19 protein-coding genes are annotated in these 21,236 nt (G+C 64.2%); 9 read left to right on the top strand and 10 right to left on the bottom strand.

The window, feature by feature from the left end; translation table 11 throughout:
* The first annotated feature begins 19 nt into the window (after positions 1–19).
* Positions 20–694 (top strand): HAD family hydrolase, encoded by a 675-nt coding sequence (locus tag F7P65_RS12490; RefSeq protein ID WP_150292144.1) that lies wholly within the window; start codon positions 20–22, stop codon positions 692–694.
* Here the strand turns inward: F7P65_RS12490 and F7P65_RS12495 are convergent.
* Both F7P65_RS12495 and F7P65_RS12500 read right to left on the bottom strand, forming a co-directional pair.
* Positions 691–1,623, bottom strand: a complete 933-nt coding sequence (locus tag F7P65_RS12495) for a 2-hydroxyacid dehydrogenase (RefSeq protein WP_150292146.1) — start codon at positions 1,621–1,623, stop codon at positions 691–693. The genes F7P65_RS12490 and F7P65_RS12495 overlap by 4 nt on opposite strands.
* Positions 1,620–2,945, bottom strand: coding sequence for a cystathionine gamma-synthase family protein (locus F7P65_RS12500; RefSeq protein ID WP_150292149.1), 1,326 nt, complete (start codon positions 2,943–2,945; stop codon positions 1,620–1,622). Before F7P65_RS12500 ends, F7P65_RS12495 begins: the two co-directional genes overlap by 4 nt.
* 174 nt (positions 2,946–3,119) lie before the next feature.
* On the opposite strand from F7P65_RS12500, the gene F7P65_RS12505 reads away from it, so the two are divergent.
* Positions 3,120–5,531: a ligase-associated DNA damage response DEXH box helicase gene (locus tag F7P65_RS12505; protein ID WP_150292151.1), complete on the top strand. Its 2,412-nt coding sequence runs from the start codon at positions 3,120–3,122 to the stop codon at positions 5,529–5,531.
* 6 nt (positions 5,532–5,537) lie between these two features.
* Here F7P65_RS12505 and F7P65_RS12510 read toward each other — a convergent pair whose 3' ends face one another.
* The 3 genes from F7P65_RS12510 to gyrB are packed head-to-tail and all read right to left on the bottom strand — an operon-like array spanning position 5,538 to position 9,128.
* A complete protein-coding gene (locus tag F7P65_RS12510) occupies positions 5,538–6,020 on the bottom strand; it encodes a membrane-like protein (RefSeq protein ID WP_150292196.1) in 483 nt (160 codons plus the stop codon).
* A gap of 32 nt (positions 6,021–6,052) precedes the next feature.
* On the bottom strand, positions 6,053–6,616 hold the full coding sequence (locus F7P65_RS12515) for a DNA-3-methyladenine glycosylase I (protein ID WP_150292153.1): 564 nt from the start codon (positions 6,614–6,616) through the stop codon (positions 6,053–6,055).
* 4 nt (positions 6,617–6,620) lie between these two features.
* Positions 6,621–9,128: a DNA topoisomerase (ATP-hydrolyzing) subunit B gene (gene gyrB, locus F7P65_RS12520; RefSeq protein WP_150292155.1), complete on the bottom strand. Its 2,508-nt coding sequence runs from the start codon at positions 9,126–9,128 to the stop codon at positions 6,621–6,623.
* 86 nt (positions 9,129–9,214) lie between these two features.
* On the opposite strand from gyrB, the gene F7P65_RS12525 reads away from it, so the two are divergent.
* Positions 9,215–9,688 carry a hypothetical protein gene (locus F7P65_RS12525; protein ID WP_150292156.1) on the top strand — a complete coding sequence of 158 codons (474 nt, stop codon included), beginning with the start codon at positions 9,215–9,217 and terminating at the stop codon, positions 9,686–9,688.
* 103 nt (positions 9,689–9,791) lie between these two features.
* Positions 9,792–11,255 carry a MocR-like transcription factor YczR gene (yczR, locus tag F7P65_RS12530; RefSeq protein WP_150292157.1) on the top strand — a complete coding sequence of 488 codons (1,464 nt, stop codon included), beginning with the start codon at positions 9,792–9,794 and terminating at the stop codon, positions 11,253–11,255.
* A 180-nt stretch (positions 11,256–11,435) separates the two neighbouring features.
* On the opposite strand, the gene ppa is transcribed toward yczR, so the two are convergent.
* Together ppa and F7P65_RS12540 are read right to left on the bottom strand one after the other, a co-directional pair.
* On the bottom strand, positions 11,436–11,969 hold the full coding sequence (gene ppa, locus F7P65_RS12535) for an inorganic diphosphatase (RefSeq protein ID WP_133654514.1): 534 nt from the start codon (positions 11,967–11,969) through the stop codon (positions 11,436–11,438).
* Between the two features lie 41 nt (positions 11,970–12,010).
* On the bottom strand, positions 12,011–13,930 hold the full coding sequence (locus F7P65_RS12540) for a M61 family metallopeptidase (protein WP_150292159.1): 1,920 nt from the start codon (positions 13,928–13,930) through the stop codon (positions 12,011–12,013).
* Positions 13,931–14,082: 152 nt separating this feature from the next.
* Between F7P65_RS12540 and hisS the strand changes: the two genes are divergently transcribed.
* From hisS to F7P65_RS12560, 4 genes are all read left to right on the top strand, one after another.
* A complete protein-coding gene (gene hisS, locus F7P65_RS12545) occupies positions 14,083–15,345 on the top strand; it encodes a histidine--tRNA ligase (protein ID WP_150292161.1) in 1,263 nt (420 codons plus the stop codon).
* Positions 15,345–16,436 carry a peptide chain release factor 1 gene (gene prfA, locus F7P65_RS12550; protein WP_150292164.1) on the top strand — a complete coding sequence of 364 codons (1,092 nt, stop codon included), beginning with the start codon at positions 15,345–15,347 and terminating at the stop codon, positions 16,434–16,436. Before hisS ends, prfA begins: the two co-directional genes overlap by 1 nt.
* Entirely contained in the window at positions 16,433–17,260 is an 828-nt protein-coding gene (gene prmC, locus F7P65_RS12555) for a peptide chain release factor N(5)-glutamine methyltransferase (RefSeq protein ID WP_150292166.1), read from the top strand. The genes prfA and prmC overlap by 4 nt, the downstream gene beginning before the upstream one ends.
* A 308-nt stretch (positions 17,261–17,568) precedes the next feature.
* Positions 17,569–18,357 carry a DUF4167 domain-containing protein gene (locus tag F7P65_RS12560; RefSeq protein WP_150292168.1) on the top strand — a complete coding sequence of 263 codons (789 nt, stop codon included), beginning with the start codon at positions 17,569–17,571 and terminating at the stop codon, positions 18,355–18,357.
* Between the two features lie 77 nt (positions 18,358–18,434).
* Here the strand turns inward: F7P65_RS12560 and F7P65_RS12565 are convergent, their stop codons facing one another.
* Together F7P65_RS12565 and F7P65_RS12570 are read right to left on the bottom strand one after the other, a co-directional pair.
* Positions 18,435–18,815, bottom strand: a complete 381-nt coding sequence (locus F7P65_RS12565) for an acyl-CoA thioesterase (RefSeq protein WP_150292170.1) — start codon at positions 18,813–18,815, stop codon at positions 18,435–18,437.
* Positions 18,805–19,104 carry a hypothetical protein gene (locus tag F7P65_RS12570; RefSeq protein WP_150292172.1) on the bottom strand — a complete coding sequence of 100 codons (300 nt, stop codon included), beginning with the start codon at positions 19,102–19,104 and terminating at the stop codon, positions 18,805–18,807. Before F7P65_RS12570 ends, F7P65_RS12565 begins: the two co-directional genes overlap by 11 nt.
* 75 nt (positions 19,105–19,179) lie before the next feature.
* On the opposite strand from F7P65_RS12570, the gene F7P65_RS12575 reads away from it, so the two are divergent.
* Complete coding sequence (locus F7P65_RS12575; RefSeq protein WP_150292174.1) at positions 19,180–19,608, top strand: CBS domain-containing protein; 429 nt, start codon at positions 19,180–19,182, stop codon at positions 19,606–19,608.
* A 4-nt stretch (positions 19,609–19,612) separates the two neighbouring features.
* Here F7P65_RS12575 and F7P65_RS12580 read toward each other — a convergent pair whose 3' ends face one another.
* Positions 19,613–21,100, bottom strand: coding sequence for a lipopolysaccharide biosynthesis protein (locus tag F7P65_RS12580; protein ID WP_205452053.1), 1,488 nt, complete (start codon positions 21,098–21,100; stop codon positions 19,613–19,615).
* Between the last annotated feature and the right edge of the window lie 136 nt (positions 21,101–21,236).

Genomic DNA, 21,236 nt, shown 5'->3' on the forward strand with positions numbered 1-21,236 from the left:
AAAAAGTTTCGGACACGGCATGACGCACAGGCTCGCAATCTACGACATGGACCGCACGGTGACTTTCACCGGCACCTATACCGGCTTTCTGATTCACGTCGCGAAACGCCTGGCGCCTTGGCGTCTGGCGCTGTTGCCCGGTGTGATCCTGCTGATGCTGGCCTATGTGCTGAAGCTGATCAGCCGGCAGCGGCTGAAGGAACTGAATCAGGCGCTGATGATCGGCGCCAATGTCGAGCGCGCGAAGCTGATGCCGCATGTCGAAAGCTATGCGGAAAAGGTGGTGGCGCAGAATGTCCGCAAGGGCGCGCTGGCGCAGATCGCGCAGGACAAGGCGGATGGCTACAGGCTGGTCCTCGCCACCGCCTCCTACCGCCTCTATGTCGAACCGATTGCCCGCCGGCTGGGTTTCGATGCGGTGATCGCGACCGATCATCTGTCGCAGGATCTGCGCTATGTCCGGGCGAAGATTGCGGGCGAGAATTGCTATGACACGGGCAAGTTGCGCATGATCAAGGCGTGGATGGCGGGCGAGGCGATCGACCGTCGTCAGGCGACCATCCGCGCCTATTCGGATCATGTGTCGGACGCGCCGATGCTGGAGTTCGCGGACATGCCCTTCGCCTCCAACCCGCACAAGCCGCTGGCGAAGCTGGCGGCGGCGCGGGGCTGGATGCGGGTGGACTGGAATTAGCTCACCGGCGAAACCAGCGGCTTCCCTGCAAAATGCGCGGCGAGGTTGGCGAGCAGCATCTGCGCCATCTTCGCCACCGCCTCCTGCGTCGCGCCGCCGCTGTGCGGGGTCAGCACGATATGGGGCACATCGGCCCAACGCGCCGCTGGCGTAGGTTCGGTTTCGAACACGTCGAGCGCCGCGCCGCCCAGCCGGCCCTCCCTCAGTGCCGCGATCAGCGCATCCTCATCCACCAGCTGCCCCCGCGCGACATTCACCAACAGCCCTTGAGATCCGAGCGCGTCCATGACGGCGCGGGAGATCATTCCCCGATTCTCCTCGGTCGCCCTGGCCGCCGCCACCATGACGTCACTGTCTCGCGCCAGCGCTTCCAGGCCATCGGCACGGGGCCAGCGCAGGTCCGGCTTTGCCCGGGGACCCCACCAGCCGACCCGCATCCGCAGCGCTTCGGCGCGTTCGGCTAGGGCGATGCCGATGCTTCCCATGCCGACAATCCCGATCCGCGCGCCGGCCATGGATCGGGTGAGCATCTTCGCGTCCGCCGTCCAGCCATTCTCGCGTATCTGCCGGTCGCCGGCGACGATCTGCCGCCGATGCGCGAGGATGAGGCCGAGGGCATGATCGGCCACATCCTCCGCATTGGCGTCGCCCGCATGGGTGACGGCGACGTCGCGCGCCCGCGCCCAGTCGAGGTCCACCCCGTCATAACCCACGGTAAAGCAGGCGATCAGCCGCAGCGCCGTCATTCGTTCCAGCATCTCCGGGTCGAGCCGGAACTCGCCCGCCGTCACCAGCGCCTCGGCCTCCGTCAGCCGCGCCCTGCCGCTCTCCTCCCACAAGGCCATGACGTCATAATAAGGGGAGAGCAGGCCCAGCAACGGCGCCAGATGCGGCTGCGCCACGAGGATCAGCGGGCGATCCGCGCTCATCCCACCGCCCGCAACGCCTGCGCGAAGTCGGCGATCAGATCGTCCGCATCCTCGCACCCGATGGAGATGCGCACCATATTGTCGCCGATCGCCAGCGCCTTCTTGCGCTCGGCGGGGACCGACAAATGGGTCATCGCCGCTGGATGGCTCGCCAGCGTCTCGGTCCCGCCCAGACTGACCGCGAGCTTCGCGATCTTCAGCGCGTCGAGAAAGGCGAAGGCCTCCGCCTCGCCGCCCCTGAGATAAAGCGAGAAGGTCGATCCCGCCCCGGTGCAATGGCGCCTGTAGATATCCGCCTGCCGCTCCGTCTCCGGGAAGCCGAGATAGACGACTTTCTCCACCTGCGGCTGATCCTTCAGCCAGGTGCAGACCTTGGCCGCATTCTCGCCTGCCCGGCTCATCCGCAGTTCCAGCGTCTCCAGCGACCGCAGCAGCATCCAGGCCGAATGGGGATCGAGAATCGTCCCGATGGTGTTGCGCATCAGCCGGATCGTGTTGATGAGCCCATTGGGTCCCAACACGCCGCCCGCGACCAGATCGCTATGCCCGCCCGCATATTTGGTGAGGCTGTAGATCACCAGATCCGCCCCGTGGCGCAGCGGATGATGCCAGAGCGGCCCCAGAAAGGTATTGTCGATGGCGACGGGCGGCCGATATTCTTCGCCTGCGAACAAAAAGTCGCGCCGCGCAACTACCGCCTCCAGATCGACCAGAACATTGGTCGGATTGGCCGGGCTTTCGAGGTAGATCATCGCCACGCGGCCCAGCCCCTTGGCTTTTTCGATCACGGCGCCGATTTCCTCCTCGGTCGCGCCTGCCGGGAAATCCAGCCACTGCACCCCGAACTTGCCCAGGATACGCCCGATCAGCGCTTCGGTTGCGGCATAAAGGGGCGCTGAATGCACGATTACGTCGCCCGGCTGCACCAGAGCGAGCAGGGTGGTGGCAATCGCCGACATGCCGCTGGAAAAGAGCAGGGCATCCTCCGCTTCTTCCCACACCGTCAGCCGGTCCTCGGCAATCTCCTGATTCGGGCCGTTGAAGCGGGAATAGACCAGCCCCTCCGCGCCGCCGGGGCGAATCCCGGTAACCCCCTCAAAGTGCCGTTTGCCGGCGGCCGCGCTCTCGAAGGCGAAGGTGGAGGTGAGAAAGATCGGCGGCTTCAGCGAGCCTTCGGACAGGGTAGGATCATAGCCATGCCCCATCATCAGCGTCGCGGGCTTCAGCTTGCGGCCCTCAATCTCCATGATCGACTGCTTGGGGCGGCGGCGGTTGCGCGTCGGTTTCACGCCCGTCAGGTCGGCTTCGGTTTCGCCGGTCATGATATTCTCCTGCATGTCTGCGGCATCTGTTGCGCCGCTCTGATGGCAGGAGTGTAACGCCTTTAGGGGGGAGGGGGCCAGAGGTGGCGCGTAATTTTATTCCGCGCTCGTGGCTGAAAATTACCATTGAGGCTGAACTTGTCGAAGCCCCTCCCTTCTTCCTACATCAGCCCTATGACCCCACGCCTACCCCAACCGCTGGAGCAATGGTTCATCTCCCGCGGCTGGACACCCCGCCGCCACCAACTCGACATGCTGGCGGCCGCCCGCTGCGGCGATCATGCGCTGCTCGTCGCCCCGACCGGCGCGGGCAAGACGCTCGCCGGCTTCCTGCCGACTCTCACCGACCTCATCGAAAGCCCGACCGAGGGACTCCACACCCTCTACGTCTCGCCGCTGAAGGCGCTCGCCGTCGATGTCCGCCGGAACCTCCTGACGCCGATCGAGGAGATGGACCTTCCGATTCGCGTCGAAACCCGCAGCGGGGACACGCCATCGGACAGGAAGGCCCGCCAGCGCGCGCGCCCGCCGCAAATTCTGCTGACCACGCCCGAATCCCTCTCGCTGCTGTTGAGCTATCCCGACAGCTTCCTGATGTTCGCGAACCTCCAGACCGTGATCGTCGATGAAGTCCACGCCTTCGCCACGCAAAAGCGCGGGGACCTGCTCAACCTCTCCCTCTCTCGTCTTCAGGCGATCAACCCCACCCTCCGGCGCGTGGCGCTCTCCGCGACAGTGGCCGATGTCGATGCCTATCGCGCCTGGCTCGCCCCGGACGGCGACATCAACGCCGTCACTCCGGTCATCGGCGAGCCGGGCGCCGATCCCCATGTCGCCATCCTCATCCCCGAAGGCCGCGTCCCCTGGTCCGGCCACTCGGGCAAATATGCCGCGAGCCAGGTGATGGCGGAGATCGAACGCCGCGCCACCACGCTGGTCTTCTGCAACACGCGCGGCCTTGCTGAACTCATCTTCCAGGAACTCTGGTCGGCCAATGACGCCAATCTTCCCATCGCCATCCACCATGGCAGCCTCTCCATCGAGGCCCGGCGCAAGGTCGAAGCGGCGATGGCGGCGGGCAAGCTCCGCGCCCTTGTCGCCACCGCCAGCCTCGACCTCGGCGTCGATTGGGGCAATGTCGATTGCGTGATTCAGATGGGCGCGCCCAAGGGGAGTTCCCGCCTGCTCCAGCGCATCGGCCGCGCCAATCACCGGCTGGACACGCCGAGCGAGGCGATCCTCATCCCCGGCAACCGCTTTGAATATCTCGAAGCCCGTGCCGCCCTTGACGCGGTGGAGTCAGGCGAGCGCGACGCCGACGATTTCCGTCCCGGCAGCCTTGACGTGCTGGCCCAGCATGTGATGGGCCTCGCCTGCGCCGCGCCCTTTCGCGAACAGGAATTGCTGGCTGAAATCCGATCCGCCACCCCCTATAGCGCGCTCACGGAGGAGGGTTTCGCCCATGTCCTCCATTTCATCGAGGGCGGCGGCTATGCCCTGCGCGCCTATGACCGCTTCAAGCGCCTGACCCATGATGCGGACGGAACATGGCGGGTTTCCCATCCGCGCTTCATCCAGCAACATCGCCTCAACGCCGGAATCATCGTCGACCAGCCCGCGCTCGCTGTCCGCTTCGCCAATGGCCGCAAGCTCGGCACGGTGGAGGAGGGGTTCGCCGCCACCCTCAGTCCCGGCGACTGCTTCTTCTTCTCCGGCACTGCGCTGGAGGTGGTGCGGATGGACACCACGGATCTCATCGTCCGCGCGACCTCGAAAAGCGCCCGCATCCCGACCTGGGGCGGCACCCGCATGGCGATGTCCACCCGCCTTGCCGACCGGGTGCGTCATTTCCTCGCGGAGCCGGACCAATGGTCCCGCTTCCCGCAGGATGTCCGCGAATGGCTGGAGGTCCAGAAATATCGCTCGGCCCTGCCCGAACCGGGGCAGCTTCTCATCGAAACCTTCCCGCATGAAGGGCGCCATTATCTCGTCTGTTACAGTTTCGAAGGCTGGAACGCGCACCAGTCGCTAGGCATGCTGCTTACCCGCCGCATGGACGCACAGGGGCTTATGCCAATGGGGTTCGTCTCCAACGACTATGCGCTCGCCGTCTATGGCCTGAAGCCCGTCACCGATCCCGCCAGCCTCTTTTCCGCCGACATTCTGGATCATGAATTCGTCGAATGGGTCGAACAATCAAGCCTGCTCAAGCGCGCCTTTCGCGACGTGGCGGTGATTTCCGGCCTGATCGAGCGCCAACACCCCGGCAAGCGCAAGACCGGGCGGCAGGTCACTTTCTCCACGGACCTCATCTACGATGTGCTGCGCAAATATCAGCCCGACCATCTGCTGCTGAAGGCTGCCTGGGCCGATGCCCGTGCGCGCATGACCGATGTGGGGCGTCTGGGCGATCTGATCGACCGCGCCTCGGCCACTATGCTGCATATCGCGCTGGATCGGGTCAGCCCGCTCGCCGTGCCGGTGTTGATCCTCATCGGTCGCGAGCAGGTCGCCCAGCATGCGGCGGAAGATGCCCTATTGATGGAGGCCGAAGCGCTGGTGGCGGAGGCCATGCGCACGGATTAGGCGCGATCAGGGAGCGCCTGCATCCTGATCGTCCCGCGCGCCGCCGCATCCATCCAGCGTTCCTTCGCCAAAGGCTATCGCGACCCGGTCGGACCAGATGGCATCGCTCATGCCGTCGCTGCACGGTCCTTCGCTCAGCGTCATGGAAAAACCCCCGCCCAGATAGCGGATCGTCCGCCCGTCATTATAGCGCGAGACGGCGAAGCGGACAGGGGCTTTATCCGGGCGCTCCAGCGTGGCGGTCGATCCCTTCACCGTCACGGCCCAGAAGGGTTCGGTCCCGATCGCCCGGTAGCGACCCTGCGCGGGCCGTTCCGGAGCGGGGGAGGGGGCGGAATGGGGTGCCGCTGTTTCACGGGGAACCGCTTCCGAAACATTCTCGGTATTCTGTTTCACGCTTTGGTTCGGAAGGATGATCGGCACGGAGGCCTGGCGCCGCGCGGCATTGCTGACGGGCACATCCTTCTCGCCGCTGCCGCAGCCCGTCATCATCAGGATGAGAGCGAAGGGCGAGAGCCGTCTCACGCCGCCATGACCTGATCCCGCCGAAAGCAGGAGATGGCATGATCGTTCACCATCCCCACAGCCTGCATCCAGGCATAGACGATGGTGGGTCCCACAAATTTGAAGCCGCGTTTCTTGAGGTCCTTGGAGATCGCTTCCGACAGGACGGTCTTTGCCGGAAAGGTCAGGCCGTCATTCTGGATCGGTGTGCCATCGACAAAGCGCCAGACCATGGCCGAGAAATCCTCCCCACGGTCGCGCATGGCGCAGAAGATCCGTGCGCCGCCAATCGTCGCCTCGATCTTTGCCCGGGCGCGGATGATGCCGGGGTCGCCCATCAGCCGTTCGACATCGACGGCGCCAAAGGCAGCGACCTTGTCGGGATCGAAACCGGCAAAGGCGGCGCGGAACGTCTCGCGCTTGCGCAGGATGGTGATCCAGCTGAGGCCCGCCTGGAAGCCTTCCAGCATCAGCGTTTCCCAGAGCATCCGCGAATCGCGCTCCGGCACGCCCCATTCGCTGTCGTGATAGGCGCAATAGAGCGGGTCGGTGCCGGCCCAGCCGCAACGGACCCGCTCCATCGGATCAGACGTCCAGATTGGCGACGTTCAGCGCATTGTCCTGGATGAACTCGCGCCGCGGTTCGACCACATCGCCCATCAGGCGGGTGAAAATCTCGTCGGCGACGTCCGCCTGTTCGACCTCGACCCGCAGCATCGAACGATTGTCCGGGTCCAGCGTGGTTTCCCAGAGCTGTTCCGCATTCATCTCGCCCAGACCTTTATAGCGCTGGATCGCCAGCCCCTTGCGCCCGGACGCGAGAATCGCCTCCAGCAGCTCGCTTGGGCGGGTGACGGTGACAGCGCCCTTCGTCGCCACCGGCAGATCGTCGTCGCCGGCTTCCTCGGCGGCGGCCGCCGCCTTGGCCGTGACCAGACGGCTGGACGTGCGATAGCTGTCCGCTTCCTCGGCGGCGATGGTGTGCAGCTTGCGCGCCTCGGCGGATCCGATGAAGCCCGCCTCGATCATGTGGTGATCGGTGACGCCGCGCCACAGCCGCTCAAAGTGGAAGCCGCCTTCCTCGGCGATCCGGCCGCTCCATTTGCCCTCGTCATCCTGCGCGTCCATCCAGCGGACGGTGCCCGCCAACCGTTCGCCCTGTGCCGCATGGCTGAGTTCGGGGTCGAGCGCGCCGTTGATCGCCAGCGCCTCGATGATCGCGGGATTGTAGCGGCGCGGCACATAGCGCATCACCGCGCGCATCCGCCGCCCATGCTCGATCAGCGAGCGCAGATCGTCGCCCGAGCGCATGCCGCCGGTGGTTTCCAGCGCCATCGAATCGACGCCATTGTCGACCAGATACTGTTCCAGCGCCGCCTCGTTCTTGAGATAGACTTCGGACCGGCCCCGCGTCGCCTTGTAGAGCGGCGGCTGGGCGATATAGAGATGCCCCGCCTCAATGATCTGCGGCATCTGGCGGTAGAAGAAGGTCAGCAGCAGCGTGCGGATATGCGCGCCGTCGACGTCGGCGTCGGTCATGATGACGATCTTGTGGTAGCGCAGCTTTTCCAGATTGAAATCGTCGCGAATGCCGGTGCCCATGGCCTGGATCAGCGTGCCGACCTCCTTGGATGACAGCATCCGGTCGAAGCGGGCGCGCTCGACGTTCAATATCTTGCCCTTGAGCGGCAGGATCGCCTGATTGTGCCGGTTGCGGCCCTGCTTGGCCGACCCGCCTGCCGAGTCACCCTCGACCAGGAAGAGTTCGGACTTGGCCGGGTCGCGTTCCTGACAGTCGGCCAGCTTACCGGGCAGCGAGGCGATGTCCATCACCCCCTTGCGCCGGGTCAGTTCACGCGCCTTCTTCGCGGCCTCGCGGGCAGCGGCGGCGTCGATCACCTTCTGCACGATCATCTTGCCGTGCTGAGGATTCTCCTCCAGCCATTCCGCCATCTTGTCGGCCATCAGGCTTTCCAGCGGCTGGCGGACTTCGGAGGAGACCAGCTTGTCCTTGGTCTGCGACGAGAATTTGGGATCGGGCAGTTTCACCGACACGATGGCGGTCAGCCCCTCACGCATATCTTCGCCGGTGAGGGAGACTTTCTCCTTCTTCAGCATCCCCGACTTGTCGGCATAATTGTTGAGCGTGCGGGTCAGCGCCGCGCGGAACGCCGCCAGATGGGTACCGCCATCCCGCTGCGGGATGTTGTTCGTGAAACAGAGGACGTTTTCATAATAGCTGTCGTTCCACTCCAGCGCGACGTCGATGGTCACATCGTCGCGGCTGCCCGAAATCGCGATGGGGTCGGGCATCAGCGGCTGCTTGTTGCGGTCGAGATATTTCACAAAGGCCGCGATGCCACCCTCGTAGAACAGCTCGACTTCCTTCTTTTCCTCATGTCGCGCATCGGCCAGGAACAGCCGCACGCCCGAATTGAGGAAGGCCAGTTCGCGATAGCGATGCTCCAGCTTCTCGAAATCGAACTCGGTATGGTTCTTGAAGGTGCCGCCGTCGCCGGGCACCTTCTCGGTCGAGGGGAGGAAGGTGACGCGCGTGCCCTTCTTGCCCGCGGGCGCATCGCCGATGACCTTCAGCGGGGCCACGGCATCGCCATAGGCAAAGCGCATATAATGCTCCTTGCCATCCCGCCAGATATTGAGGTCCAGAAATTCGCTGAGCGCGTTCACCACCGACACGCCCACGCCGTGCAGGCCGCCCGACACCTTATAGGCGTTGTCGTCGCTGGTATTCTCGAACTTGCCCCCGGCATGGAGCTGGGTCATGATGACCTCGGCCGCCGACACGCCTTCTTCCTTGTGGATGTCGGTGGGGATACCGCGGCCATTATCCTCGACGCTCACCGATCCGTCGGGGTTGAGGGTGATGAGGATGCGGTCGCAATGCCCAGCCAGCGCCTCGTCAATGGCGTTGTCGCTGACCTCGAACACCATATGGTGCAGGCCCGAGCCGTCATCGGTGTCGCCGATATACATGCCGGGCCGTTTGCGTACGGCATCCAGCCCTTTCAGGACCTTGATGCTGTCGGCGCCATAGCTGTTGCTGTTGGGGTTGTTCTGACTTTCCTCGCTCATGCCCGAGCATATAGGGACTCGCCGGCTGAAACTAAAGCGAAACATGGCGGCTTTCGCGCGCCCGGCGCACGGTCTATCAGGCAGCTATGCGTGTCGTCCTTGCCTCCCTTGCATCGGTAGTCCTGATGCTTGCCGCCTGCTCCAAAAGCAGTGACGTGCTGGAGGAATTGCCCAACAGTTCGCTGGCGGGGGCGGCGCGGGAAGATGTGCCGGAAACCCGGCTGGAATCGCGCCTTACCCGCCCGGTGACGATTGGGGAGGACGGGCCGCGCCTCGACGCCTGCGGCACCATGGGTCAGGCCATGCGGGTCGGCGCCAAGGGGCTTGCGGTGCGCGCCGCGCCCTTTGCGGACGCAAAGGAAATCGCCCGGATGGCAGAGGGCGACCGCGCCTGGGTCTGCACCCGCAGCCTCGATCAGAAATGGCTGGGGGTCGTGCTTGCCCCCGAACCGATGGCCGATTGCGGCGTGTCCGACCCGGTGGATCGCAAGCAGGCCTATGACGGACCCTGCCGCAGCGGCTGGGTATCGAGCGCGGCGATCCGCCTGATCGCGGGATAAAGGCGCAGGACGCCGGAGGAAATCCTCTCAAAAAATGGCCTTTTACAAAATAGCCATTATCCGGTAACCGGCCATCTCGTCGTTTGAATTGGAACTGACCGCCATGTCCACTTCGCTGCTGCGGCCGCCCTCCTTGCTTCGCCTGCTCGGTGCTTGGCGCGCCGAGGACAGCGCCGAGCCTGCCTATCGCCAATTGGCGCAGGCGCTCAGGATGCTGGTGTTGGACGGGCGTATCGGCCTGAATGTCCGCTTGCCGGGGGAGCGGGAACTGGCTGCCGCGCTGGGACTGAGTCGCACGACCATCGCCGCCGCGTTCGACCGGCTGCGCGATGAGGGGTTTCTCGAAAGCCGACAGGGGTCGGGCAGCGTCACCCGCCTGCCGCCCGGCCGGATCGAGCAGGATTTGCCGGCCATCGACATGGCCAGCGGCGGTAACATCCTGAATTGGACTCATGCCGCCCTGCCAGCGGCGCCCGGCGTGGGCCGTGCCTGTCAGCGCGCGGTGGAGATGCTGCCCGCCTTTCTGGGCGAACTGGGCTATGACCCGCTCGGCCTGCCGCCGCTGCGCCGGGCCATTGCCGCCCATTATGACCGGCGTGGCTGTCCCACCAGTCCCGACCAGATCATCGTCACCAATGGCGCGCAACAGGGCCTTTCGCTGCTGCTGCAATGGCTGGCGGGGCCGGGCGACCGGGCGGTGATCGACCATCCGACCTATCATAATGCGATCCAGGCGCTGCAACGCGCGCATGTCGTGCCGGTGCCGGTCGGCCTGCCCGCGCAGGGATGGGATATAGACGCGATGGAAGCGGCCTTCCGCCAGACGTCCCCGCGCTTTGCCTATATCATCCCCGATTTTCACAATCCCACCGGACGCAGCATGGATCCGGCGGCTCGGCGCGCGTTGGTGGCGGCGGCGACGCGCAGCCATACGCCGCTGATCGTCGATGAGACGATGGCGCAGATGGGACTGGATAATCTGCCGCCGCCGCCGGTCGCGGTGCATGACCCCTCGGGGCGGCAGGTCATCGCCATGGGGTCGGCGAGCAAGATCTTCTGGGGCGGTCTGCGCGTCGGTTGGATTCGCGCCGATCCGCAGACTATCGCCGCCCTCAGCCGCCTGCGCACGACGATGGACATGGCGAGCCCGGTGGTGGAGCAGCTTGCCGTGGCGCAGTTGATCGACGCCGACGAAGGGCTGGGCGTGCGGGCGGAGATGCTGCGCGGGCGTCGGGATCATCTGCTGGGGCTGATCGAACGGCATCTGCCGCATTGGCGCGTCGAATCGCCCGCGGGCGGTCTGTCGCTCTGGGCAGAGCTGCCGCGAGCGGAGGCGACCGCGCTGGCCGCGCTCGCGGAAAGCCATGGCGTGCGGGTGGCGCCGGGACCGCGCTTCGGCGTCAGCGGTGCGTTCGAGCGCTTCCTGCGCTTGCCCTTCACACTTCCCGAGGAACAGTTGACCATGGGCGTGGAGCGACTGGCGGAAGCGGATGCGCGCCTTCACGCCCGAATGCCGCGTGGTCGCGATTCGCTGGCGGCGGCGTTGGAGGCGGATCGGCTGATCTAATACCAAGGCGTGATGAGTTTGACTCATCGGACCTTGGTAAAGCCGGCGCGGCATCTGAGCGAAACCCACTTGTGATCGGTCGAAGACCGAGCGCGATGGTATAAAAGGTGAGCAAGGCAACAAAAAAGGGCCACGCCTTATCCCGGCGCGGCCCTTTTTCACTCCAGCGGCAGCTTATGCTTACTTGCCGGCCTTGTAGCGCTCAATCGCTTCCAGCGTGATGCGGCGGGCGTCTTCCGCGCCGCCCCAGGTGCCGATGCGCACCCACTTCTGCTTTTCCAGATCCTTATAGTGGGTGAAGAAATGCTCGATCTGCTCCATCACGATTCCGGGCAGATCGTCCTTCTCATCCACATTGTGATAATAAGGAAAAGTCTTGTTGTCGGGCACGCAGACCAGCTTTTCGTCGCCGCCGGCTTCATCTTCCAGATTCAGCACGGCGATGGGACGGGCGCGTACGACCGAACCGGGCACGAAGGGCGAGCGGGCGATGACCAGCGCGTCCAGCGGGTCGCCATCGGGCGACAGCGTGTGCGGAACGAAGCCGTAATTGGCGGGATAGCGCATCGGCGTATGCAGGATGCGGTCCACGAACAGCGCGCCCGACGCCTTGTCGAATTCATATTTCACCGGCTCGCCGCCAACGGGGACCTCGATGATGACATTCAGGCTGTTGGGCGGATCGTCGCCGACCGGAATCAGTTCGATATTCATGGACTTAAGAGCCTTTACCTACGCGTTGGCATATCTGACGGTTATGTTTTCGGTTTCAGCAGCCGGTCGAGGCTGCCTTCACCCCCTCCAATTTTTTCGAGGCGCGGATAGCGCAGGCCGCCGGAATAAGCGAGGGTCAAAGTGCGATAGTATTTATCCTGTTTCAGGATGATCTGGAACGGCTTGCCCGCCTTGATCGCGGCCTTGAACAGGTCGCCCGAATATTCGTCGCCATTGATTGCGACGATCCTGGACCCGAGGGCAAGGCCCGCCTTGAAGGCCGCGCTGTCCCAGACGACATTGGAAATCTCGCCGTCATTCTTGACGATCAGGCCGATGCCGAAGCTCTGGTCGACGAACTTGCCCGATCCTTCCGCAGCCTTGGTGATCGCACCCGGCGTATCGCCATAGACCAGCCTGTAACCGCCCAGCGTGAAGCCGCCCTTGGGCGTTTCCCGGGTCGTGCTGTCGACATATTTCTGGAAGAAACCCGCCCAGTCATAGGGCGCGACCGCGTTCAGCGTCTTGATAACGTCGCCGCGATTATAGACGACCTGGCCCCAATCGCCCGGATTGATGCCGAAGAAGGCCCTGGCGAAATCGTCAAGGCCCTTGGCGCCCTTCGTCTGCTGGCGGATGATCGCGTCCGCCTCCAGCCAGATCATCAGTCCTTCGTTATAATAATCCTCCGACCGCTGCCAGCTCGACCAGCCCTTGGGGCGGCGGGCGGAGATGATCGGGTCTTGGGTGGTGTCCTCCATCGGACGCCATTCACGACCGCGCGTGGTGTCGAGCTTGGCGGCGATATGGGCGTAGGCGTCCAGCGTCTCCTGCTTGGTGAACAGGCCCGAACGCGCGCCCAGCACATAGCCCCAGAATTGCGTCTGCCCTTCATAGACCCACAGCAGATTATCCTGCATCGGCACGTTGAAATCGGGCGTCCAGAGCAGGTCGGGTCGGCGGAACTTGCCGTCCCAGCTATGGGTGAATTCATGCGGCAGCAGGTTGCGGTCCAGCAATGCGTCGCCATCGCCCCATTTCTTGAAATAGCCCGGTTCGACCTGATTTTCGGAAGAGCGATGATGTTCGAGGCCAATGCCGCCCATTTCGTCGGTGATGGCGAACAGGAAGTCATAATGGTTGAAATGATAGGTGCCGAAGAGGGCGCCCGCCTCGTCGACCAGCTTCTTGTGATGGGCGATCTGTTCGGGCGTGGCGTCCAGTTCGTCGGCATCGTCCGCGACAATATTCAGCGTCACATTATGGCCGAGGTCGACCGGCTTGAAATAGCGGCCGGCGAACACCGGGGAGTCCTGCAAGGCTTCATAATCGATCACGTCATAGGCGATGGCCGATCCGGTCTTCTTGCCGCGCAGCGCGCTCGCCGCCTGCCAGCCGTCGGGATAGGTGACGGTCGCCTGGATCGGAATCTGGCGCGTATAATAGCCCGCCGGATAGAGCGACACCGACTCCCACTGGATGTTCAGCATCTTGGGCGTCACCACCACGCGGCCCTGGTTGGGCTGGGTGGCGGAGAGGAACTGGAAGGAGGCGACGATCTGTTTTGTCCCCTGCGGGACGTCGATCACAAAGCCATAGACGTTGAGCGGATCGCGCTTCCACGCCAGCGGCCTGCCGTCGGCGGTGAAGGTCAGGCCGGTCAGCTTCTCGATCTGTCCGCGCGGCGCATGATTGCCCGGCAGCCATTGCGGCATCAGCAGCGTCATCGGGCCAGCGGTAGCGACGGGGATGGTTTCCTTGACGCGGAAGATGCGCTGCACCGTGTCGGTGGCATCGACCTCCAGCTTGATTGTGCCGCCGGGATAGGGGGCGTCCTTGGGGATAGGGGCGGCGTTGTCCACCGGCAGCGCCGTCGGCTTCGAACGCACTGCATCCTGCGCGATCAGCGGCGTGGCAAGCGCTGTTGAAAGGAAAAGGGCGGCAGCAAGGCTGCGGATCATGAACATCTCCGAAAAAGCGTTCGGCCGAACGACCGTATAACAACAGCATGGCGAGCCGGATTGCTGCCGTCCACCCCCAACAACGCCCACGACAGGATAGAATAAAAAAGCGCGTTTCCTTGTGGCTTCTTTGCCGCTAAAGGCGCTGTCCCATGGCGAAAATCGAAACGCCGCGTCCGATACGCGGCACGCAGGACATGCTGGGCGGCACGAGCGAAGCGTTCCAGGAACGTTTCGCGCATGTGGTCGCGGCCTTCGACCGGGTACGGAAACTCTATGGATTCCAGCGGGTGGAAGTGCCCGTCTTTGAATCGACGGCGGTGTTCGCCCGGTCGCTGGGCGAGAGCACGGACGTCGTGTCGAAGGAAATGTATACGTTCGAGGATCGCGGGGGCGACAGCATCACCCTGCGCCCGGAGTTCACCGCGGGCATTTCGCGCGCCTATATCACCGAGGGCTGGCAGCAATATGCGCCGCTGAAGGTGGCGACCCATGGCCCGCTGTTCCGCTATGAGCGCCCGCAAAAGGGCCGCTTCCGCCAGTTCCACCAGCTCGACGCCGAAATCATCGGCGCGGGCGAGCCGGGGGCGGATGTGGAACTGCTGGTGTTTGCGGATCAGTTGCTGCGTGAACTCGGCGTGTCGGAAGGCGTGACGCTGAACCTCAACACGCTGGGCGACGCGGAAAGCCGCGAAGCCTGGCGCGGGGCGCTGATCGCCCATTTCGAGGCGCATCGCGACCAGTTGTCGGAAGACAGCCTCGACCGCCTGCACCGCAATCCGCTGCGCATCCTCGACAGCAAGGACCCGCGCGACCGCCCGGTGGCGGACAGCGCGCCGGATATCGACGCCTATCTGACCGACGAAGCCAGGACCTTTTTCGAGACGGTGACGGCAGGCCTCGACGCGGCGGGCGTGGCGTGGGAGCGTCATTCCCGACTGGTGCGCGGCCTGGACTATTATCGTCATACCGCCTTCGAGTTCATTACCGATCGGCTTGGCGCGCAGGGCACGGTGCTGGGCGGCGGGCGCTATGATGGGCTGATCGAAAATCTCGGCGGTCCCTCGACCCCCGCGGTCGGCTGGGCGGCTGGGATCGAACGTCTCGCAATGCTGATCGACAGGCCGGAAATCGCTGGTCCGACGGTGGCCGTCATTCCAATGGGCGAAGCCGCCGAGGTCAAGGCCACCGGCATCATCGCCGATCTGCGCCGCGCCGGTGTGGCGTGCGACATGGGCTATCGTGGCAATATGAAGAAGCGGATGCAGCGGGCCAATGCCTCGGGCGCCGGCTGGGCCGTGATCCTGGGTGACGATGAACTGGCACGAGGGGAGGCGGCCGTCCGCAATCTCGGCACGGGTGAGCAGCAAGCCGTCGCACTGGATGCGCTGATCGAGAAACTCGCGGCCCTCTGATGCATATTTCCGCCGAACGCATCGCGCAGATCGAGGCGCGCCGGGACGAGGTGCAGGCGTCGATGACGCGTGCCGACCTCGCGCCGGAGGAGTTCGTGCGGCTCTCCAAGGAATATGCCGAGATCGAGCCGGTGGCGAAGGCCGCCCATGAAGTCCGTCGCCTGCGGCAGGAACTGAATGCGCTCGAATATATGGCGGGCGGCGAGGATGCGGACTCCGATCCCGCCATGCGCGAAATGGCGCAGGAGGAAATGCAACTGATCAAAAGTCAGTTGCCCGATGCCGAACGTGCGCTGGCGCTCCAGCTTCTGCCCAAGGATGCCGCCGATGCGCGTCCGGCCATGCTGGAAATCCGCGCCGGCACGGGTGGCGACGAAGCCGCGCTCTTCGCGGGCGACCTGTTCCGCATGTATCAGCGTTACGCCGATGCGCAGGGCTGGAAGATGGAGCTGATGTCCGCCAATGCCTCGGAAGTCGGCGGCTTCAAGGAAGTGGTCGCCAGCGTCACCGGCACCGGCGTCTTCGCGAAACTCAAGTTCGAAAGCGGCGTCCACCGCGTCCAGCGCGTCCCCGTCACCGAAAGCGGCGGGCGCATCCATACCTCGGCGGCGACCGTCGCGGTCTTGCCCGAACCGGAGGAAGTCGACGTCCAGATCGCCGACAGCGACCTCAAGATCGACATCTACCGGGCTTCGGGCGCGGGTGGCCAGCACGTCAACACCACCGATTCCGCCGTGCGTATCACCCATTTGCCCTCGGGCATCGTGGTGACGCAGCAGGACGAACGATCCCAGCACAAGAACAAGGCCAAGGCGATGCAGGTGCTGCGCGCCCGCATCTATGAAGTGGAGCGGGAGCGTGCCCAGAGCGAACAGGCCGGCGCGCGCAAGGCGATGGTCGGCTCGGGCGACCGCTCCGAACGCATCCGCACCTATAATTTCCCGCAGGGGCGGGTGACCGATCACCGCATCAACCTGACGCTGCACCGGTTGCCGGAAATCCTCGAAGGCCCGGGCCTGTCCGACGTCATCGATGCGCTGATGGCGGAGGACGAGTCTGCGCGCCTCGCCCAACTGGACGGCGTCGGGTGAGCGTCGCGCAGGCGCTGCGTGATGCGGCCGCCCGTCTGGAAACGATCAGCGGCACGCCGCGCCTCGACGCTGAACTGCTGCTCGCCCATGCGCTGGGTGTCAGCCGCAATGACCTGTTGATGCGCCAGCGCGACCTCCGTGTTCCGCCCGGCTTCAACCTGTTTCTCGACCGGCGGCTGGCGGGCGAACCCATTGCCTATATCACCGGCACCCGCGATTTCTGGACGATCAGCCTGCATGTGACGCCCGACGTCCTCATCCCGCGTCCCGACACGGAAACGCTGATCGAGGCGGCGGTCGATCATTTCTCGAAACGGGCGCCGGCACATGTCCTTGACCTTGGCACCGGCTCGGGCGCGTTGCTGCTGGCGGCGCTCAGCCAGTGGCCGTTGGCGAGCGGTGTCGGTGTGGACGTTTCGTCCGCCGCGCTCGCGGTTGCCCGGGGCAATGCCCAACGCCTTGGCCTTGCCGACCGCGCCGATTTCCACCTCGGCGACTGGGCTGAAGGGATGGAGGGGCCGTTTGACCTGATCCTCATCAATCCGCCCTACATCGCCCGCAACGTCCTGCTCTCAGGCGACGTTCTCCACGAACCGGACGGCGCGCTTTTCGCCGGTGCGGAGGGGTTGGACGACTATCGCCGGATCGCACCGATGCTGCCGCGCTTGCTGGCACCGGGCGGCATGGCAGCGATCGAGATCGGCTATGACCAGCGGGTCAGCGTGTCGGCTTTGCTTGCAGAACAAGGACTTGGCATTTCGGCGCGCCGCGATCTTGCCGGGCATGATCGCTGTCTGGTGGCGACTCCGGCCGGTCTGGCCTGAGCGCGCGGTGGATTTGCGCCGGCACAAGCGAAAATTGCTTGGTTTATGGCGCGCGAGTCACTACATGGGCTTCAGGGACGGCATTATCCTGAGGATCTGCCCTGTGGGGCTTAGCCAAGAAAAGGCCGTTTTCCCGCTCCTTCAAAGTCACGACGGCGCTGCTGCGCAAGCGCCCTCTGGCAATTCAAGGGCATGGGCCGGGTGGCCCCTGTCCGGCGGAGCCTTACCCGGCCTGATGCGCAGGCTGAGTTTGAGGACTGAACTGTGGTTTCAGTGAATGATGGCAAAGTGAACGCAAGGATCAGCTCTTGATCAACAACAGGCAGGCCGGCCGTCGCAATCGCGGCCGGAACAATAATGGCCGTCCCAATGGTGGCAATCGGGGTGGTGGCGACAATGGCAACCGGATCGACAACCGCGCACGCGGCAATGCGGCCCAGCTTCTTGAAAAATACAAGAATATGGCCCGCGACGCGCAGATGGCCGGCGATCGGGTGAATGCGGAATATTATCTGCAATTCGCCGACCATTATTTCCGCGTGTTGGCCGATAATCGTGCCCGGCAGGAGGAGCAGCAACAGCGCTTCCGTCCGCGTGACGAGAGTTTCGAGGACCATTTCGACGATTTCGAGGCGGCCGAGGAAGGTGGCGAGGATGTCGGCACCGAACAGGCCTTCGAACGCCCGCAGGGCCATGAGCGTCGCCGTGAAGATTATCGCGAAGCCCGCGCGGAGCGTGGAGATCGCAATCGTCGTGATCGCAATGAGCGTAATGACCGGAATGATCGGAACGACCGCCGCCGCGAACAGCCGGTAGCGCAGCAAGACGCCGAACAGCCCCAGCGCGAAGTCGTCGCCGAAGCTGCACGGGTTGCCGAAGCTGCACCGGAGCCGCAGCCCGAGGCCGAAGCGCCCCGTCCGCGTCGCGGTCGCCCACGCAAGACGGCCACTGCCAAGGACGATTCCCAGGAAGGGCTGGACCTGGCCGTCCTGCCGCCGTCCATCGCCCGCGCCGACAATGATGCGGAGCCGGCCGAGGAAGCCGCGCCGCGCAAGCGCACCCGGCGCGCGCGTCCCGCAGCAGAAGCGGCTGAGTGACGTCGATCATTTGAGTGATGGAATGAAAAAGGGACGGTGCTGATGCGCCGTCCCTTTTTTCATCGCTTCCCGGCCGATCAGGCGTCCGGCAAGGGCCGGGGCCGGTGATGCTCGTCCAGCGCGACGAAGGTGAACAGGCCGCTGGTGACGTTCACCTCGCTTCGTTCGCACCCCCGGGTCGCAACGATATCCACCCGTATGGCAATGGAGGTGCGGCCGCGCCGTTCCTCATGCGCATAGACCGACACGATGTCGCCGAGCAGGATCGGCGAAATGAACTTCATGCTTTCGACGGCGACGGTGGCGACGGCGCCTTGGGCGATCCGTCCGGCGACAATGCCCCCCGCTATGTCCATCTGGCTCAATACCCAGCCGCCGAAGATGTGACCGTTGCTGTTGATGTCGGTCAGGTGCGGCACGATACGCAGCACCACCTCGCCTTTTTTCTCAGTCGTCAATGGGAACCTCGTCTTTCATCGGGTCCATCACCTGCTCGTCATGGCCCGTACCGCTGGACAGAAATGCAAGGGCCATCAGCCCCGTTCCCAGCATGAAGGTCAACCATACCCCCAATATGGTCGCGATGACCATGTGAATCGGCATCGGACCGGCCCACCAGCGCAGGAAGATCAGCGCCGCTGCGACGCACAGCGCTCCACCCAGGGCCATTCCCGTCATGATGCGCCGGAATCGCCGCCAGGCGACCTTTGCGGTTTGTGGATCATCAAGGGCGTGCTTGCGTGTCATCCCTTTTCTTTGGGGTGCGAAAGTGGGATCATCAAGGGAATTGAGAAGGCTTATTCGGCACTAAGGAGACGGATCATGACGATCGCCACGATTCTGCAATGCAAGGGTCAGGATGTCGTCCAGGCGCGATCGGGCGACACGGTCCAGTCGGTGGTGCGGTTGCTGGCGGAGCGGCGAATCGGCTGCGTGCCGGTGGTCGACGATGGCCAGGTGGTGGGCATTTTTTCCGAGCGCGACCTGGTCTATCGCGTGGCGCAGGAAGGTGCGGCGGCTCTGGAACGGCCATTGCGCGAGGTCATGACGACGCCGGCCATCACCACCGATGGCGAAACGCCCGTCATCCATTGCCTGTCCCTGATGACAAAGCGGCGTATCCGTCATTTGCCGGTGGTGGCGGATGGCGCGTTGATCGGGCTGGTGTCGATCGGCGACCTCGTCAAGTTTCGCATCGACAGCATGGAATCGGAAGCGGCGGCATTGCGCGACTACATCCAGACCGCGTGATGGTTTAGGCGGGTGCCTGCTCCGGAGGCGCTCGCCGCACCACCAGAGCGACCAGTTCCATCAAGCTGCCTCGCGCGCAGAGCATCAATGCGGTCAGAAAGGCAAGGCCGCCGGCCGGCACCAGAATCCCCAGCCGGATCGGCGCGGCCAGTGGCGGCAGGATCCGATCAACGGCCAGCACGACCCCCGCCATCAGCATGGAACATCCCAGGCCGGGTGCCGCCGCCCGTCCCAGATCGATCAACCGCAATCCCATGGGCGCGCCCGCCAGCTTGGCGGTGACGAGCGTCAGCAGCGGGAAAGCACACAGCCATGCCCAGGCGAGCCCGATCGCGCCGAATCGAATTCCGATGAAAAAGGCCGTTGGCATCAGCAGCGCGCCCACCGCCGCGACCCGAGCGGTCGTGCCCGGTCGTCCCAGCGCATTGCTGACCGGCGCGAACATCACCTGCAAGGTCATGAACGGCATGGCGAGCGCCAGAATGGCGACGAAGGGTGCCATGTCCCGCCATTTCCCGCCGAACAGGGTTTCCACCAGCGGCCCGGCGGCCGCCGCCATTCCCAGATAGACCGGGCAGGAAATCAGCAGCAGCAACCGCACCGCCTTGCAGAAGGACCATGCGATTCGCGCTGGTTCCTTCTGCATTCGCGCATAGGCGGGGAAGGCGACGTCATTGAGCGGCGGGATGAATTTGCTGACGAATATCTGTGTGAGGAACAGCGCTTCGGCATAAAGGCCCAGCTGATGCGGCTCCAGCACGCGTCCGCCGATGAAGATGTCGGCCTGGCTCTGCACGATCCAGAAAAGCTGCCCGCCCAGCAAGGATGCGCCATAGGTGACCATCGCCCCGGTGCCGCGAAAATCGAAACTGGGGATCGGCTTGAACCCCGTCGCCAGCACATAGCCGACAGCCTTGACCCAAAATCCCGCAATCGGCGCGAATATAAGCGTCCACACGCCCCAGCCTGACAGTGCGCCTGTCAGCGCGACCGCCGCTGACGCCATCGCCGCGATCAGATTGACCAAGGCGGGCCGCCGGAAATCCATTGCGCGCCCCATGATGGCTTCGGGAATCGAGATGAAGGGCGTCGACAGATAAAGCAGGGCCTGCACACGGAGGAGCTGCGCGACCATGGGCTGGTCATAATAGTCAGCGGCCAGCGGCGCGATCGCAAGCTGCGCCAAGGCAAGTCCGCCGTTCAGCAGGAGCATGATGCCGAAGGCTTGCCGCAGCCTATGCGTCTCGACCGTTTCCGACTGCACCAAAGCGCTCACCAGCCCATAGCCATTGAGGAAGGTGGCGAAGTTCAGAATCACCTGAGTCATCGCGAACAGACCATAATCGGCGGGATCGAGCAGGCGGATCACCGCCAGCGTTACGATCCAGCTCAGCATCTGCGCCAGAATCTGGCTGCCCGAACGCCAGAGAATCGCACTCCTGATCCTGATGCCAAAACCGGCGTCGCTCGCGTCGGCGTCCTGCAAACCCATTGTCATTCCCATATTCCGGGCCGTTCCTGGCCGTCGAAACCGCTCTATCCGCCAACTCCCAAAAATTTCTGAAATAAAATTGCAAAAAGTGTTTGACGGTTCGGGAAGCCTCCCATAGATGGCTGCTCACCGGACG

Source organism: Sphingobium estronivorans, assembly GCF_008692605.1.
Taxonomy (GTDB): Bacteria; Pseudomonadota; Alphaproteobacteria; order Sphingomonadales; family Sphingomonadaceae; genus Sphingobium; species Sphingobium estronivorans.